Source organism: Yoonia tamlensis (assembly GCF_900115105.1).
Lineage (GTDB): Bacteria > Pseudomonadota > Alphaproteobacteria > Rhodobacterales > Rhodobacteraceae > Yoonia > Yoonia tamlensis.
The window spans coordinates 584097-600350 of record NZ_FOYP01000001.1; the positions used below are offsets into that span (position 1 = coordinate 584097).

Below are 16254 nucleotides of genomic sequence, written 5' to 3' on the forward strand. Positions count from 1 at the left end.
TCATGCTCGTCATGCTCGTCATGCTCGTCATGCTCGTCATGCTCGTCATGCTCGTCATGCTCGTCATGCATTTCGGGTGCGCGCGGGGTCAGCTTTTCCCAGCCGTCGGAGTCGAGCAGGCTGCGTTTCTGCGCACCGGGGGCCAAGGTTTCAAGCGGTTCTTCAAGCCAAGGGGTCAGCCCGTGCCCGACCCAAATCACCAGATCGGCGGCACCCAGACGGCGGGCGTCGCTGGGGCGCAGCGAAAAATCATGCGGGTCCGCATGTGGCGGCAGCAGCAGATCAGGCGCGCCCAGTTCCCCCATGACTTGCGCCGTTAGACTGTGGATCGGCGCGATATCGGTCAAAACAGTTGGCACATCTGCGGCGGCAGAAAGCGGAAGCAGGCAAATGGCGGTGCACATACGAATCATATTCTTGTCCTTGTCCTTTGATGACGGCACGGCTATAGGGTGTATGTTATAACATCACAAGGCGGAATTATGCCCTCGGAATCGCTTGGCTTTACCAGTCATGACCATACAAGCTGTGTCGCAAGCGCGCTGGCCTGTGCCGAAGCCACCTGCAAAGAGCGCAAGGCGCAGCTGACGCCAGTGCGCCGCAGGGTGCTGGAAATCCTGTTGGAAAATCATAGCGCTATGGGGGCCTATGATGTTCTGGCGCGGCTTGATGCCGAAGGGTTCGGATCAAAACCACCGATCGCTTACCGTGCTTTGGCGTTTTTGGTTGAACAGGGGTTCGTCCACCGGATCGAGCGGCTGAACGCCTTTATCGCCTGCACCCATCCGGGCACCGTGCATGACCCGGCCTTTATGATTTGTCGCGATTGCGGGCTTGTCGCCGAAGCGCAATCCGCAAATCTGGCGCTGCAAAAGGCGGCGACAGAAAGCGGGTTTCAGCTTGAACAAACGGTGATCGAGGCCCAAGGTCTGTGCCCCGCATGCCAGACAGGTGCCACCACATGAGCCTGATTTGCGCACAAAACCTTGAATTTGCCCATGGCGGCCAAACGGTACTGCATGCCGTCAACCTGACGCTTGCACCGGGCGAGATTGTGACCATCGTCGGGCCGAACGGTTCCGGCAAATCGACCTTGTTCCGGCTGCTTATCGGGGCGTTGCAACCGCACAAAGGTCAGGTAATCCGCAAACCGGGGCTGCGGATCGGCTATGTGCCACAAAAGCTGCATATCGATCCGACCCTGCCGATCACCGTCGGGCGGTTTTTGAACCTGCCGCAGCGCGTGTCGGTGGGTGATGCAAGGCAAGCGCTTGAAATCGCGGGCGTTCCTGGCATCAGAGATCAACAGATGGCGCAGCTATCGGGCGGGCAGTTCCAGCGGGTTTTGCTGGCGCGCGCACTTTTGGGCAAGCCCGATGTGCTGATGCTTGACGAGGCCACGCAGGGGCTGGACCAACCCGGATCAGCGTCATTCTACCGCCAGATCGACGCTGTGCGGCGTGACATGGGCTGCGCCGTTTTGATGATCAGCCATGAATTGCACGTCGTGATGAGCGCCTCTGACAGGGTGATTTGTCTTAACGGGCATGTCTGTTGCGAAGGCACGCCTGAAGTCGTATCCGCCGCACCCGCCTACCGCGAATTATTTGGCACGGGGACGGGGGGCGCCTTGGCGCTTTACCGGCATGACCATGACCACGCGCATGACCACGACCACCCGCATACACATACCCATGAGGCCGCTGAATAATGTTGGATGATTTTTTGGTGCGCGCAGCGCTTGCGGCATTTGGCACGGCGGTGGCTGCGGGGATGTTGGGCTGTTTTGTGGTCTGGCGGCGGATGGCCTATTTTGGCGATGCGACAGCGCACGCGGCTGTTTTGGGTGTCGCATTGGCACTTGGGTTTGGCACGTCGATCACCTTGGGCGTTGTGATTGTCGCGCTTGCGATGGCGGTGCTGATCCACGGGCTGACAGGGCAGGGCGCTGCGGTCGATACAATGCTGGGCGTGCTGTCGCATGGGGCTTTGGCGCTGGGCCTTGTGGCGGTCACGATGATACCGGGGCAACGCATTGATCTGGATGCCTATTTATTCGGGGATGTGCTGAGCGTGACGCGCGCGGATCTGGCAGTGATCTGGGGTGGCTGCGCGATTGTGGGCGCAATTCTTTGGTGGCAATGGTCCGCGATGCTGACCGCCACACTCAGCCCAGATCTGGCCTATGCGGCAGGGATCAACCCGCGCCGCGCGCAGCTGGTGCTGACGCTTTTGCTGGCGGGGGTAGTGGCTGTCGCGATCAAAGTGGTGGGAGCGCTGCTGATAACTGCGCTGCTAATCATCCCTGCGGCCACAGCCCGCGCATTTGCCGCCACCCCCGAACGCATGGCGATGCTGTCGGTTGGTATTGGAGGCGTTGCGGCCTTGGGCGGGCTGCGGTTGGCGGTGATCTATGACACGCCTGTTGGCCCGTCGATCATTTGCATGGCTGCCGCGTTATTTGCTGTCGCAACCGTTGGCGGTAAATTACGGAGGTAATGCCGCCAATTGCGCCTAGTGATCAAGCCAGATTGTGACCGGGCCGTCATTGGTCAGGCTCACCGCCATATCCGCGCCGAATGCGCCCGTGGCCGTCGTGATGCCAAGCGCAGCTACATCGCGGATAAATTGTTCATATAGCGCCTTGCCCTCGGCGGGTGGGGCTGCGGCAGAAAATCCTGGGCGATTGCCGCGCGATGTATCAGCGGCCAAGGTAAACTGGCTGACGATCAGCGCCGCGCCGCCGGTATCAACCAGCGATTTGTTCATTTTTCCTACATCATCGGTGAAAATCCGCAATTTGCTGATTTTGGCGGCCAGCTGCGCGGATTTGGTCGCGTCATCGCCCTGCATCGCGCAGATCAGGATCAAAAGGCCGTGGCCGATTTCACCGATGATCTGCCCGTCGACGCGCACAGATGCTTGGGTGACGCGCTGGACTAAAGCTCTCACAATTCGTTGGCCCAAGGCGGGTTTGCGCCTGCGCGGCTGACAGTGATCGCCGCGACCCGTGCCCCGAATGCGGCGGCGGCGGTCAGATCGGCTTGGGTTGCGGTGGCAATCGCCTTTTTGGTCAGCAATCCGCGTGTGTCCAGCTCGGCCAGAAAACCGGCGCTGAACGTGTCGCCAGCGCCCACGGTATCCACAACGCTGGCCTTTTGCGCAGGCACATCAAACTGGCTGGTTGGCGTAACAACGGTCACCCCTTCGCTGCCGCGGGTGAGCAAAATGATCTTGGCGCCGGTGCTTTCCAACAGTTCTTGCGCATCCGTGTTGCCGGTGATCCATTCCAGATCTTCGTCCGAGGATTTGATAATATCCGCAGCACCGAGCATGCGGGTCAATCGTGCGCGATAGGCGGTCTCGTCGGTGATGAAACTCGGGCGAATATTTGGGTCGATCATGGTAACGCGGGTCGGTGCCTCGCGCAGCATCAGCGCCTCATAGGCGGCACCGCAGGGTTCCACGACAAGGCTGATTCCGCCAAAAAACAGCGCGTCCGCTCCAGTCGCGGGCAGATCATCCACGCCCAGCATGCGCCCTGCGGTGTTTTCATCATAGAACGCATAGGACGCATGACCGTCGGTCAATGTGACAAAAGCCAAGGTCGTGGGGCGGTCGGATAGCGCGGCGGGGCTGGCATCGACATGCGATTGCGCCAGCCGCTCGCGCAGGATGTCCCCGAACAAATCATTGGAAAGCCCCGAGAAAAACTGCACAGGTCGGCCCAGCCGCCCCAATGCGACGGCGGTGTTGAACACAGCGCCCCCCGCATGGGGCGCAAAGGTGGGTTCGCCCGTGTCACTGTGCCGTGGCAACATATCAATCAAGGCTTCGCCGCAGCAGATGATCATGGGGATTCTCCGAATTGCTTATTGACCGTTAGCGATAACAATCCCTGCAATTACTGCAAGTATCACCGCAATAACAGCCCCAATTTTCCAGATGGAATAGGGGCGTTCGCCTTGCACTTCGCCTGTGCGGCCATTCACGACAAAGCGGTAGGTCTTGCCTCGGTACTTATAGGCGGCCAGCCAGACGGGCAGCAAGATATGCTTGAAGGTCACATCGTTGACGTTGGTGCTGATCTTGTCGACGCGCTGGTCGTCGCCGCCGATGTCCGACCTTACATCGCGGTTGATGACTGCATCCATATGCGCGCGGGCCTCGGTATAGCCGTCGTCGATTTCAACCTGATATCCTTCGGCGCGAAAACCCGCCAGATATTCAGGCTGATAGGGTTCAAGCGATGAAAGATCCCATGGTTGTAGCCCGTCTGTATAGTGCTTGGGCAAAGATTTCGACGCGAGAACAAGCACATCGTCAAAAAAGCGCGCGACCTGACCGGATGCGGGTTTCCAGCGCGTCTTGCGTTCCTGAACCTGCGTTTTCTTGCCATCGCGCATGACTGTTTTTGTCACATAGTAGTGCGTGCCGCGCTGGCCCGAATATTTGCTTTTGGTATCGGCATCAAAGGTCCAATAGGGCACGTAAATACCGTTCAGCTTGCGGCCCTTGCGCGCATATTCTTGCAGCCCGTTTGGCGCAAACCACAGGCTGCCCAGCCATTTTGTGACGCCGTCCCGTGCGCTTGGTTCATCAAGCCCAAAGGGCAGGACCGCTTGTGGTTTGATTTGGCGGTGCGTGCCCGTATCAGTGACCACAGGCGTGGCGCAAAACGGGCATTCGGTTGCATGCACGTCGGCATCAAATTCGGTTTGCGCCCCGCAGTTGGGGCATGAGGTGACGCGCGTTTCCGCGATATCTTTGGCGGGCAGGTTATTGGCGCTGGCGGCTTGGAAATCCAGTTCTGCAATCGTGCCGCTTGGCGCCGGAATAGCTGCGGTCGCGCCGCAATGGTCACAAGTCAGGTGGCGTCCGGTCGGGTCATACCGCAAATCCGATCCGCAGCTGTTGCAGGGAAACCGGTGTTCAATTTCGGTGCTCATGACAATCACTTTGATGGAAATGGAAATATGCGGCACCCGATCCGGATACCGCAGGTCAATTTAGGCGGCAGGTGGCGGCGGCGGCAAGATGGTGAATAGCTGCGCCAGTTCCATCACGTCGCCCGCTTTCTTCCAGCCGTCCTGACCTTGGGTCCAGACCATGCTGTCGCGGGTTAATGTGCCCTCTGAAACCTTGCGCCCCATTGCAGCCTTTGAAAACGGGCCCGAGGTTTCGCCAGCAACAGCGATGTGCCAGACGTGTTCAACGGGCGGCGGCGGTGGCGGCGGGGCCACGGCAGCAGGGGCGGCGGCGGGCATGGCACCCCATGGCCCTTGGGTCATTTGGCCGGCCATCGCCAGCCCCATACCTGCGCCCAGACCTGCGGCCATCCCGCCACCGGCGGGGTTACTGGCAGCGGCGGTCATGGCTTCGGCGGCAGAAAACTGCGTGTATTTGCCCAGATCGCCCGCAACACCGATTGATGTGCGTTTATCAAGCACGGCCTCGACAGCCGGAGGCAAGCTGATGTTTTCGATATAAAGTTCAGGGATCGACAGCCCGTACTGTTTCATTGTTTCGTCGATCGCCGTGGCAATAAGTTTGCCCAGATCGGCGGTATTGGCCGCCATATCCAGCACCGGAATACCTGACGACGCAATCACGCGGCTGAATTCCTGCACGATGATATTGCGGATTTGATAGCTGATTTCATCCATCGTGAATTCGCCGTCGGTGCCGACGATTTCGCGCAAGAACACGGCAGGGTCTGCGACCTTGATTGTGTAGGTCCCATAGGCACGGATGCGGGTCGGCCCGAATTCGGGGTCGCGCAGCATAATCGGGTTCTTGGTCCCCCATTTGAGATCCGCAAACCGCGTTGTGTTCACAAAATAGATTTCCGATTTGAACGGGCTTTGGAACCCGTGATCCCAATGCTGCAGGGTCGTCATGATCGGCATGTTGTTGGTTTCAAGCATATAAAGGCCCGGGGTGAACACATCGGCCAACTGGCCTTCATGTACGAACACGGCTGCTTGCCCTTCGCGGACTGTCAGCTTGGCACCGTATTTGATTTCGTGGTCTTCACGCTGGAACCGCCAGACCATCGTGTCACGGGTGTCGTCTGTCCAGTGGATAACGTCGATAAATTCGCCGGTTAGAAAATCAAAAATGCCCATCTGTATGGTCTCCGTGTTTGTAATTCTTTAGCTGGCCCCTTGGGCCATCATTTCGCGCGCGATCTGGCGCGCAATGGGGGCGGCGGTGGCAGGGTCCATGCCCGCCTGAAGCCGCGGATCATAAAGCATCCGCAAAAGCATTTCGTCATGCGTCGTCAGCAGTGCAAATTCTTCGTCATCGTTAAAGATCGACGGGCGCGCGCCGGGGCTGTCGTTGGCCAGCCCCATGCCTTGGGCCAGTTCCTCGTGGATGCAGGCGCTGCGCATCAGGCTCGGGTGTTCGGCGCGGATGATCGCAATCGCCTTGCGATAGGTGGACTGGCCCGGATCAAAGCTGCCGATCACCACACAAAGCTGGTCGCGCGGCAGTTCAACAATTGCGCGCACGGTGGCCGCCGATATCGACGGGATCAGCGCACGCAGGCGTGGTTCAATCGCACGCCGGTCGTCTTCGCCAAGGAAAAGCACATGGTAGTTGGGGTGCGGCTGGCCAAAGGAAATCGGCACACCCGTCACCCGCGACAGGCGCGCAGCATAGGCTTCGACGCTGGCGCTATCGCGGTCGCGCTGGGCAAAGGCAACTGTGTCGCCAAATTCGATTTGCATGCGGATCGGTTCCGCCCAGCGGCGCAGGTTCGACACCGTGCTTTGCGCGGTGCGAAAATCGCTGTCGTCGCGGTATTCGTTGAACAAGGCAATGCGAATGAAATTGCGCGCAAGGATCGTGTCGGTGAATTGCGTATCCGGCCCGCCGCCATCACCGCGCAGCAAGCCTTGGGTTAGCAGATCATTCTGCAGCCGCTCGTAATAGGCCGCAAGCCGCTGGCTCTCGGCGCTGGGGGGGCTTGCGGTTGGCAGGGCCTGCGTTTGGGGTTCGGCGGGCGGTGTTGCGGGCAGATCGGGCGCAGGCGTCATGCAAGCCGCCGTGCCTGCCAGAATGGCAAGCAGGCAAAGCCGCCGCATGATCCCTGCACCCACCATCCGGATTAGTCGCTGACCGAAGTGCCGACAGTCGCGCCCAAACCGGTTGCCTTGGCTTTGGCGGCGGCAAGCGTGTCTTTGAGCTCGGCTTCCATCTTTTTCATTTCGGTCTCGGCCTCGGCGCGTTTGCGCTTGCCTTCATCCGCGATCTCAAGGCTTTCGTTGATGGTCGCGATCAGATTGGCGTTGGCTTCTTTCACCGCTTCGATATCAAACACACCGCGTTCCATTTCCTCGCGGATGGTGCGGTTGGCCTGACGCAGGTTTTGCGCATTGGCGGTCAGCAGTTCGTTGGTCAGATCATTGGCATCGCGCACGGCTTCGGCGGCTTCGGAAGACCGCTGGATCGTGACGGCTTGGGCCAGTTGCGTTTCCCACAAAGGCACGGTGTTAACCAATGTTGAATTGATCTTGGTCACCAGCGATTTGTCGTTTTCCTGCACAAGCCGGATGGACGGAAGCGACTGCATGGTGACCTGACGAGTCAGTTTCAGATCATGCACACGGCGTTCCAGATCGTCACGTGCAGAGCGGATATCACGCAATTCCTGCGCTTGCATCACGGCCTGATCTTCGGGGGCTGCTTGTACTTCGACCTCTTTTGCGGGGATGGTATTGGCGTCAAGATCTGCGATCTTGGCTTCGCCCGCCGCGATATATAGCGCAAGTTCATCGTAGAATTGCAATGTCTTGTCATAAAGCACATCAAGGCTTTCGATGTCTTTTAGCAGCACATGTTCATGGCTCAGCAGATCATCGGTGATCTTGTCGATCTGGCCTTGGACTTCTTCGAACTGGGCAGCAAATTTTGCCATTGGCGCCGCGCGGCCCAGCAATTTTTCCCACCAGCTGCGTTTGCGGCGGACATCCAGTTCAGAGATCGAAAAGCCGCGAATCGTCGTGACGATATTGCGCAGGCTGTCACCGGCAGGGCCGACATCCTTGTTGCGCACACCAGCCAGCATTTCCTGACTGATCACCTGCAATTCGGCCTGCGCGGATGACCCGAAGGACACGATTGAATTTGTGTCGGTCACGTCAATTTCGGCAATGCGGCGCGTGATTTCTTCGCTTGTGGGGGCGTCTGCGGCTTCAAGCGTGACGATCTCGCCTTTGGGTTCGGGCAAGACAACGGCGGTGATTTTAGCAACATCAGCAAGGCTGGCTTCGGCTTTTTGGCGTGTGGTTTCGGTCATGCGTCGGTTCCTTTATTTTGCATGGCGACGCCTTCACGTTGGAGGCGGTCACGTAATACGTTAATTTCAATATCCATGTCGCTGCGATTGTCGCGCAACATCACATCGGTGCGCGCGGCAAAATTGGTCTCAAGGTCGTCCAGCAGCGCTGCGTAATTTCCCTGTGCATCACTGTCGGGTTTGCGTTTGTAAAGATCAACAAATTTGATGGTCGCATCACGCGCCCCTTGCAGATAGATGCCCAGAAACTTGCGCGCGGCGGACAGGTCGCGCGGGTCTTCTTCGACGGTGCGGATCATCTTGCGGGCCACGGTTTGGAACGCTGCGACCCGCATGGTCAGTTTGCGGTCGTCCAGCATGTCGATTTGTTCTTGCATGGTTTTTAGATGGGCTTCGGCCTTGTCGACAACGCGTGCGACACGGTCTTGCTGGAAATCGTCAACGCCTTCCATGCGCTTATCCGCCAGCGGATCAATGCCAAAGGCCGCGATATGCAGCCCGATTGCGGCAACCCCGTAAAGCACCGATCCGAAAATGCCGGAATCGCCAGTAAATGCCGCAATTGTGATCCCGATGCCCGTTAGGACGCTGGCCATCATTTTGCGCGGGATGGCGGGGCGGCGTGCAACCTTGCGCGCGTCATAGGCCGCCTGCGCGGCCAGACCTTCTTGCAAAAGCCAAGCCGCCAGCGTCAGGACCGCCCCGCCGATCAGCGCCATGACCAATGTCGTCGGGCCATTGTTGAGCGATGTCACAACAAGGATAATGCCAGGCACATACAGCAGCCGCGCAGGTGATTTTGCCGCGCGTATCTTGCGCGCATCAATCACGGTTTCGCGCGGGGTGTCACTGGTGCCATCGGGGCTGTATTTTCCGCCAAATCGTTTTGCCATTATGACGCCCCTAGCCAGCCTGACGTCACGCCAAACATAAGAATGACAAGAACGATATAGCTAATACGCTTGAATGTCTGATGCATGATCAGGTCCTCGGGGTTAGCGTTTTTGTTCGGCGCGACGCTGCGCAGTCAATTTGCGGCTATAACCGGATTGGATAATCTCGACCGCAACCAGCACCAGCACAGAAAAGTAGAAAGTAGTTTTGGACATCGGGATGATGTCTTTGCCAAAGACCTTGATATTCAAACTATCGTCATGCACCGCGTGGGCGGCGGCAGGGCCTGCTTCGCCCAAAAGCACAACGCCGACAATCAGCAGGATGAAAAGGCCAAGAACCTCGTACATGCGGTTCTTTTCCAAAAACCGTGTCACGCCGTCGGCCAGCACCAGCATCGCAAGCCCCGACAGGATGATCGCAATTGCCAGAACAGGAAAGACATCGGTGATGGCCAGTGCCGAAAGCACGGAATCAAAGGAAAAGATCAGGTTCATGATGACAATCATGATGACCACCTGGGCCGCTGATTTTCCGGCTTTGCCGTTCACATCATGGCCAAGGTCATCCATCGACAGCATATGCGCGATTTCCTTGACGGCTGTATACATGATGAAAATGCCGCCAAAGACAAAAACGATGGTGGCAAAGTTTACGCCGCCTTCAAGAATGCCGGTCCAATCCATGATAAAGAAAGGTTCGGCCAGCGCATCAATGAGTTTGATCATCGCAAACAGCAGCACAACGCGCAGCGCCACGGCGATGATAATCCCCCACGTGCGCACCGATTTTTGTTTCTCGGCAGGGGCGCGTTGGCTCTCGATCGAGATATAAAGCAGGTTGTCGAAGCCCAGGACAGCTTGCAAAAAGCAAAGCATGAGCAAATTGGTTGCGTTTTCAAGCGTCAGCAGGTCGGTCAATGCAAAAGTCCCCTAAAAAGTCTCTGCCCCTAACATGCACAACGCTTGAAACAGAACAAGGGTTCAACTGCGGCGATTTTTCCCCGTAGCGGGGCGATTTACCGGTTTGCGTACCCGCGTCGGTGTAGGCTTGCCCGAGATGCCCAATTGATCGCGCACGACACGCTGTTTGAGTTCCTCAACTTCGCCTTGTTTGAGATCACCCAGCTGGAACGGGCCATAGCTGACGCGGATCAAGCGGTTCACGGTGACGCCGATGGCCTCCATCGTGCGGCGGATTTCGCGGTTTTTGCCTTCGCGGATGGATACTGTCAGCCATGCGTTTGCGCCTTGCTGGCGGTCAAAGGTCACAATCATCGGCTGGTATTTGATACCGTCGACCATGATTCCCGCGCGCAGCTGGTCCAGTTTTGCCTCGCTGACCGATCCGTTGATGCGCACGCGGTAACGGCGCAGCCAGCCGGTGGCAGGCAGTTCGAGCTTGCGCTTTACGCCGCCGTCATTGGTCAGCAAAAGCAGCCCTTCGGAGTTAAGATCAAGCCGCCCCACCGACATCACCCGTGGCATGGTTTCAGGCAAGGTGCCGAACACGGTCGGGCGGTCCTTTTCATCGCGTTCGGTTGTCACAAGGCCCGCAGGTTTGTGATACAGCCAGATACGTGGCGGGTCAGGTTCGCCAACCAGTTTGCCGTCGACCGTGATTCGGTCCGCCTCGGTCACGTTCAGCGCGGGGCTGTCGATGGTCTTGCCATTCACGGTCACGCGGCCGTCAGCGATCATACGTTCCGCCTCGCGCCGGCTTGCGATACCTGCGCGTGAAAGGGTTTTGGCGATCCGGTCGCCAGAAGGTGTGTCATTGCTCATACCCTTGCCCATAGCCGCTTTGATCGCCCCTTGCCAGTGGGTGCGTTGGCAGGGCATGACATTGTCATGAATTTTCGCAGCCATATGGATATCGCCCTGACAGAGGCCCGCGCAGCCGGAGCGCGCGGTGAAGTGCCAGTGGGTGCCGTGATCGTCGGCCCGGAAGGCGTGATTGCACAGGCAGGGAACAGGACGCGCGAGTTGAATGATCCAACTGCCCACGCGGAAATACTGGCGATCCGCGCGGCATGTGCTGTTTTGGGTCAAGAGCGGCTGGCGGGCTATGATCTTTATGTGAGCTTGGAGCCTTGCCCGATGTGCGCCGCCGCGATCAGCAATGCACGCATTGCGCGGCTGTATTACGGGGCAGGGGATCCGAAATCCGGCGGCGTTGCGCAAGGACCGCGGGTGTTTGCGCATCCGCAATGCCACCACAGGCCCGAGGTCTATGACGGGATCGCAGCAAAGGACTCCGAGCAGCTATTGTCCGATTTTTTCGCAGCGCGGCGGTGACAATGCCTTTCAAAGGCATTGGCCACAAACGCTCAATGAAAGTTTGATCACCTTATTTTGCGGCCATTGCTTGCGACCAGAAGCATGTAGCGGTAAACGCGGAGGAAAGATTTACCGGAGAGCGTTCCATGTCGATTGACACTCAAACCGCCCGCCGCGTGGCAAAACTTGCCCGCATTCAGGTGGAAGACGATGCATTGCCAGCTTTGGCCGCTGAATTCAGCGCGATCCTTGGCTTTATTGAACAGCTGAACGAGGTCGATGTGGACGGTATCGAACCCATGACATCCGTTACCCCGCAGCGCCTCAAGCGGCGCGATGATGTTGTCACCGATGGTGATCAACAGCCCGCCGTGTTGAAAAACGCGCCCGATGCCCGCGAAGGGTTCTTTGCCGTGCCGAAGGTGGTAGAATAATGACTGATCTGACAAAACTGACAATCGCCGGCGCACGTGATGCGATGCGCAATGGTGAAACTTCTAGCGCGGAAATCACCGCTGCTTGCCTGTCTGCTATCGAAGGGTCTGGCGCGCTGAACGCCTTTGTCCACAACACGCCCGAAATCGCCACCGCCCAAGCCGCCGCCGCTGACGCGCGGATCAAAGCAGGTGATGCACCCGATATGTGTGGCATTCCGCTAGGTATCAAAGACCTGTTCTGCACCAAAGGCGTGCCGTCACAGGCGGCATCGCGGATTCTTGAAGGCTTCAAGCCTGAATACGAATCAACGGTGACCAGCCAATTGTTTGGCGCGGGCGCCGTCATGCTGGGCAAGCTGAACATGGATGAATTCGCCATGGGGTCGTCCAACGAGACTTCTGTCTATGGCGATGCCGTGAACCCGTGGAAGGTCGACGACCGCGCGCTGACCCCTGGCGGATCGTCGGGCGGATCGGCTGCGGCTGTGGCGGCTGACCTGTGTCTCGCTGCGACAGGCACCGATACCGGCGGTTCAATCCGCCAGCCCGCCGCCTTTACAGGCATCACCGGCCTGAAACCCACTTATGGCCGCGTGTCACGCTGGGGCGTTGTGGCCTTTGCGTCTTCGCTTGATCAGGCGGGCCCGATGACCAAAGACGTGCGCGATGCGGCAATCATGCTCGAGGCCATGTGCGGCTATGACCCCAAAGACAGCACTAGCGCCGATCTGGCCGTGCCGAATTTCGAGGCTGCACTGACCGGCGATATCAAGGGCAAAGTGATCGGCATCCCCAAAGAATACCGCATGGATGGCATGCCCGCCGAGATTGCAAAGCTCTGGGACGATGGCACTGCCATGCTCAAGGACGCAGGTGCCGTGATCAAGGATATCACCCTGCCGCACACGAAATATGCGCTGCCTGCCTATTACGTAATCGCCCCTGCCGAAGCCTCTTCCAACCTTGCGCGCTATGATGGGGTCCGCTTTGGTCACCGCGCGACATTGGCCGCAGGCGATGGCATCACGGAAATGTATGAAAAAACCCGCGCCGAAGGCTTTGGCCACGAGGTGCAGCGCCGCGTGATGGTGGGCACATATGTGCTTTCGGCTGGTTTCTATGACGCCTATTACAACCGTGCGCGCCGCGTGCGGGCCTTGATCAAACGCGATTTTGACAATGTGTTTGCGGATGGCGTCGATGCGATACTGACCCCCGCGACGCCTTCGGCGGCCTTTGGTCTGGGTGAAATGACCGAGGCTGATCCGATCCAGATGTATCTTAACGATGTGTTTACCGTCACTGTGAACCTTGCGGGTCTGCCGGGTATTGCGGTGCCTACGGGGACGGATGCCAGCGGTCTGCCGCTTGGGTTGCAACTGATCGGTCGCCCGTGGGAAGAGGCTGATTTGCTGAATGTGGCTTATAGTCTCGAGCAATCGGCGGGTTTTGTAGCCAAACCGAACAAGTGGTGGTAAGTGTCGACAAAAGAAGACGCTGAGTAGCAGGTAAATGCGATGAGAATAGCTGTTTTGGCCGCGCTGGGCGCAGTCGTTTTGGGGGCTTGTGCGCCATCGGAATCTGTACGTGCGCGCGGCGTAGGGTTTGATGATTATTCGACTTATGAGCTGGAACGCGCCCGCCGAGAGGCGGCTTTGGCATCGGGGAGCGCGTCAATCATTCCGCCTGCGCAGATCAACTCGATCCCCGCGCCGGTCACATCCACACCCGCGATTTCCGCGACAGATCTGGCAAATGCCGGAATCGGTCAGGGGCAACCGACCGCGGCCCTGACACCGGCGCAGCCTGTTGCGCCCGTGGCCACGCCGACACCATTGCCTGCGACCACCACCAGCAATACAGGCATTTCCGACGAGCAGAACTTTGACGCCGTCGCTGGCCGCGAAACGATCGAAAGCGACGCGGCCCGCCGTGAGGCGCAAGCCGCCGCGCGCCAGCAGATCGCGGCTACCGCCGTGCCGGAACGCCCTGCCAACACAGGGCCGAATATCGTGGAATACGCAGTAAATGCGCCCAATGTGAAAGGTCAGGAATGGTATAGCCGGTCTTTGCTTTCGGGTGAAACGCGCTTTCGCCGGAATTGTGCCGATTATGCCACTGCCGATGACGCGCAGCGCGATTTTCTGGCGCGTGGCGGACCAGAACGCGACCGCCGCGGGATTGATCCTGATGGTGACGGGTTTGCCTGCGGCTGGGATCCGGCGCCGTTTCTGACGGTTTACGGCAACTGAGACTAACCACATATAATTCGCCCAATTGCGGGCTGCGACGGGGCGATGTGCGCCCCGATATGGTGGTGCTGCACTATACGGCCATGAAATCGGCGCGGGCCGCGCGTGATACGCTGTGCAACCCCGAGGCCGAAGTATCGGCGCATTACCTGATTGCCGAAGACGGAGAGGTCATGTCGCTTGTGCCCGAAGCCCTGCGCGCATGGCATGCGGGTGCAGGGCGTTGGGGGGCGTTCACGGACGTCAACAGCCGTAGCATCGGGATCGAGATCGCCAATGACGGGTTCAGCCCCTTTGCGGCCCCGCAGATGGACGCGCTTACCAGTTTACTGACAGGTATCAGGGCGCGCTGGGATATCCGGCCCGAACGTGTGATCGGGCATTCGGATATGGCGCCTGGGCGCAAGATTGATCCGGGCGCACGGTTTGACTGGCGCAGGCTTGCGTGCAGTGGTCACGCGGTCTGGCCGCAGGCTGTGGCACCTTGTGATCCTGTCCAATTTGTTCCCGCAATGCACGCATTCGGCTATACGGCCACCGATGATCCCGAACTGTTGCTGTCGGTGTTCCGGCTGCGGTTCCGGCCGTGGGCATCGGGACCGCTGGATGAAACTGATGCGGGAATGATCACCGACCTTGCCAGCCGTTTCCCCGTTGACGTGAATGCCGCTTGGGCCTAATTGCGGACCTGCGCGGATGGCTGGATGGCTGCGGGCGGTAACGTCCGAGGAAAGTCCGGACTCCAAAAAGCACGGTGCCGGGTAACGCCCGGCGGGGGTAACCCTAGGGATAGCGCCACAGAGAACAGACTGCTCTGCATGCAGAGTGATGGTGAAACGGTGGGGTAAGAGCCCACCGCGCGAGCGGTAACGCAAGCGGCACGGCAAGCCCCACCGGGAGCAATGCCAAATAGGGACTGCGCGCCGCAAGGCAGGGGGGCTTGAGCCCGAGCAGTCCGGGTTGGCAGCTAGAGGCCGTCTGGCAACAGGCGGTCAAGATGAATGGTCATCCATTTGGGGCAACCCAAAGGACAAAATCCGGCTTATAGGCCGTCCGCGCATATTCATCCCCGATTTTGGTGTCTTTACGGTTGACTCGGGGCGCGGCTGGCGTAAAAGGCAGCTTCATGAGATTTATGCGCTGTGCCAATGAAGGCCCGCAACCAGGAGAGATGAGACATGGCGAAGCCTACCACCATCAAGATCCGCCTGAACTCCACCGCGGGGACCGGGCACTTTTACGTCACGAAAAAGAACGCACGTACAATGACCGAAAAAATGGTCATCAAAAAGTACGACCCCGTTGTGCGCAAGCACGTGGAATACAAAGAAGGCAAGATCAAGTAATTGATCGCCCTTTGACGGAATTGAAGGCCACGCATTCGCGTGGCCTTTTTCGTTTTCGGCCTCCATCACCCGTTTCGCGAATGGATACGGTCAAATGAAACGCGTTATGTGGCGTTCAAAGCACAATCACAACAAAATCCAGGGTTGAGTGCGTCGCGGCTTTTGCGAATCCAAATGCCGCAGTAAGGGATATCCGTCGGAAATGCTTACAAAAGGAGGGCGACCATGTTTACACCTGTATGTTCAATCGCCCTTTGGCGACGTGCATTGCCGGCAGCGATGGCGAACCGCCATCTGTCAGCATCATAATCTGACCCATTGGATTTCAGTCTGAATTCAGGCTGGACCAACTTTCCACCACCCTAACCGACATTAAAAGCCCAAAGCGTACAGCGTGCGCGCGCTTGATCATGTCATCAATCTCAAAAAAAGGAGCTGTGCGCATTTTTGCGTGCAGTCAGGATATCCAAATGAACGCGACACCTGTTAAAGAACAGTCTTTCCTTAAGGAAGCCATCGATGAACTGGTTGCAACCTTCGGCGCAAAGAAAGTTTTGATCGAAGTTACCGCAAGACTGTTCAGAAAAATTCATCCGCCTGACACTGCGCGGCCAACCGACGTGCAGGTTTACGGCATGTCTGATCACATAAGAAAGGATATTGGTCTGCCCCTGCATGCCGATGGTCCGCAGCAAATCAATCCGGTCGTGGTTCATATGCTAAACCGGTTCTAATCAACAT

At 58.3% G+C, this 16254-nt stretch carries 20 protein-coding genes and 1 other RNA gene; 11 read left to right on the forward strand and 10 right to left on the reverse strand.

Going from position 1 to position 16254, the window contains the following annotated elements; translation table 11 throughout:
* The coding region (locus tag BM320_RS03030; protein ID WP_165615042.1) for a metal ABC transporter solute-binding protein, Zn/Mn family at positions 1 to 413 on the reverse strand (413 nt) is incomplete at its 3' end.
* A 69-nt stretch (positions 414 to 482) separates the two neighbouring features.
* Here BM320_RS03030 and BM320_RS03035 point away from each other — a divergent pair.
* From BM320_RS03035 to BM320_RS03045, 3 genes are read left to right on the forward strand one after another with little or no spacing between them, the layout of a single operon-like run.
* Complete coding sequence (locus tag BM320_RS03035; protein ID WP_090196280.1) at positions 483 to 965, forward strand: transcriptional repressor; 483 nt, start codon at positions 483 to 485, stop codon at positions 963 to 965.
* Entirely contained in the window at positions 962 to 1711 is a 750-nt protein-coding gene (locus tag BM320_RS03040; RefSeq protein WP_090196283.1) for an ATP-binding cassette domain-containing protein, read from the forward strand. The genes BM320_RS03035 and BM320_RS03040 overlap by 4 nt, the downstream gene beginning before the upstream one ends.
* Complete coding sequence (locus BM320_RS03045) at positions 1711 to 2499, forward strand: metal ABC transporter permease (protein ID WP_090196286.1); 789 nt, start codon at positions 1711 to 1713, stop codon at positions 2497 to 2499. The genes BM320_RS03040 and BM320_RS03045 overlap by 1 nt, the downstream gene beginning before the upstream one ends.
* 15 nt (positions 2500 to 2514) lie before the next feature.
* Here BM320_RS03045 and dtd read toward each other — a convergent pair whose 3' ends face one another.
* The 9 genes from dtd to BM320_RS03090 form a co-directional block, all read right to left on the reverse strand.
* Positions 2515 to 2952 carry a D-aminoacyl-tRNA deacylase gene (gene dtd / locus BM320_RS03050; RefSeq protein ID WP_090196288.1) on the reverse strand — a complete coding sequence of 146 codons (438 nt, stop codon included), beginning with the start codon at positions 2950 to 2952 and terminating at the stop codon, positions 2515 to 2517.
* Positions 2949 to 3854 (reverse strand): carbohydrate kinase family protein, encoded by a 906-nt coding sequence (locus tag BM320_RS03055; RefSeq protein ID WP_090196292.1) that lies wholly within the window; start codon positions 3852 to 3854, stop codon positions 2949 to 2951. The genes dtd and BM320_RS03055 overlap by 4 nt, the downstream gene beginning before the upstream one ends.
* 18 nt (positions 3855 to 3872) lie before the next feature.
* Positions 3873 to 4949 (reverse strand): TFIIB-type zinc ribbon-containing protein, encoded by a 1077-nt coding sequence (locus BM320_RS03060; protein ID WP_090196294.1) that lies wholly within the window; start codon positions 4947 to 4949, stop codon positions 3873 to 3875.
* A gap of 60 nt (positions 4950 to 5009) precedes the next feature.
* A complete protein-coding gene (locus BM320_RS03065) occupies positions 5010 to 6128 on the reverse strand; it encodes an SPFH domain-containing protein (protein ID WP_090196298.1) in 1119 nt (372 codons plus the stop codon).
* Between the two features lie 27 nt (positions 6129 to 6155).
* Entirely contained in the window at positions 6156 to 7091 is a 936-nt protein-coding gene (locus BM320_RS03070; protein WP_165614976.1) for a DUF2927 domain-containing protein, read from the reverse strand.
* A 23-nt stretch (positions 7092 to 7114) separates the two neighbouring features.
* Positions 7115 to 8305: a toxic anion resistance protein gene (locus BM320_RS03075; RefSeq protein WP_090196303.1), complete on the reverse strand. Its 1191-nt coding sequence runs from the start codon at positions 8303 to 8305 to the stop codon at positions 7115 to 7117.
* Positions 8302 to 9198 carry a 5-bromo-4-chloroindolyl phosphate hydrolysis family protein gene (locus BM320_RS03080; RefSeq protein ID WP_090196306.1) on the reverse strand — a complete coding sequence of 299 codons (897 nt, stop codon included), beginning with the start codon at positions 9196 to 9198 and terminating at the stop codon, positions 8302 to 8304. Before BM320_RS03080 ends, BM320_RS03075 begins: the two co-directional genes overlap by 4 nt.
* A gap of 102 nt (positions 9199 to 9300) precedes the next feature.
* Complete coding sequence (locus BM320_RS03085) at positions 9301 to 10119, reverse strand: TerC family protein (RefSeq protein WP_090196308.1); 819 nt, start codon at positions 10117 to 10119, stop codon at positions 9301 to 9303.
* A 63-nt stretch (positions 10120 to 10182) separates the two neighbouring features.
* Positions 10183 to 10983, reverse strand: coding sequence for a pseudouridine synthase (locus tag BM320_RS03090; RefSeq protein WP_090200298.1), 801 nt, complete (start codon positions 10981 to 10983; stop codon positions 10183 to 10185).
* Between the two features lie 66 nt (positions 10984 to 11049).
* Here BM320_RS03090 and BM320_RS03095 point away from each other — a divergent pair, with 66 nt between their 5' ends.
* The 8 genes from BM320_RS03095 (at position 11050) to BM320_RS03130 (ending at position 16247) form a co-directional block, all read left to right on the forward strand.
* Positions 11050 to 11496, forward strand: a complete 447-nt coding sequence (locus tag BM320_RS03095; RefSeq protein WP_090196310.1) for a nucleoside deaminase — start codon at positions 11050 to 11052, stop codon at positions 11494 to 11496.
* 128 nt (positions 11497 to 11624) lie between these two features.
* Positions 11625 to 11912 (forward strand): Asp-tRNA(Asn)/Glu-tRNA(Gln) amidotransferase subunit GatC, encoded by a 288-nt coding sequence (gene gatC, locus BM320_RS03100; protein ID WP_090196313.1) that lies wholly within the window; start codon positions 11625 to 11627, stop codon positions 11910 to 11912.
* Entirely contained in the window at positions 11912 to 13393 is a 1482-nt protein-coding gene (gene gatA / locus BM320_RS03105; protein WP_090196315.1) for an Asp-tRNA(Asn)/Glu-tRNA(Gln) amidotransferase subunit GatA, read from the forward strand. The genes gatC and gatA overlap by 1 nt, the downstream gene beginning before the upstream one ends.
* 39 nt (positions 13394 to 13432) lie before the next feature.
* A complete protein-coding gene (locus BM320_RS03110; RefSeq protein ID WP_090196318.1) occupies positions 13433 to 14167 on the forward strand; it encodes a hypothetical protein in 735 nt (244 codons plus the stop codon).
* A 59-nt stretch (positions 14168 to 14226) separates the two neighbouring features.
* Positions 14227 to 14847 (forward strand): N-acetylmuramoyl-L-alanine amidase, encoded by a 621-nt coding sequence (locus tag BM320_RS03115; RefSeq protein WP_090196320.1) that lies wholly within the window; start codon positions 14227 to 14229, stop codon positions 14845 to 14847.
* Positions 14848 to 14859: 12 nt separating this feature from the next.
* An RNA gene (gene rnpB / locus BM320_RS03120) (RNase P RNA component class A) lies at positions 14860 to 15228 on the forward strand.
* Positions 15229 to 15345: 117 nt separating this feature from the next.
* Positions 15346 to 15513 (forward strand): 50S ribosomal protein L33, encoded by a 168-nt coding sequence (gene rpmG, locus BM320_RS03125; protein ID WP_008233681.1) that lies wholly within the window; start codon positions 15346 to 15348, stop codon positions 15511 to 15513.
* A gap of 470 nt (positions 15514 to 15983) precedes the next feature.
* Entirely contained in the window at positions 15984 to 16247 is a 264-nt protein-coding gene (locus tag BM320_RS03130; RefSeq protein WP_131802259.1) for a hypothetical protein, read from the forward strand.
* The last annotated feature ends 7 nt before the right edge of the window (positions 16248 to 16254 follow it).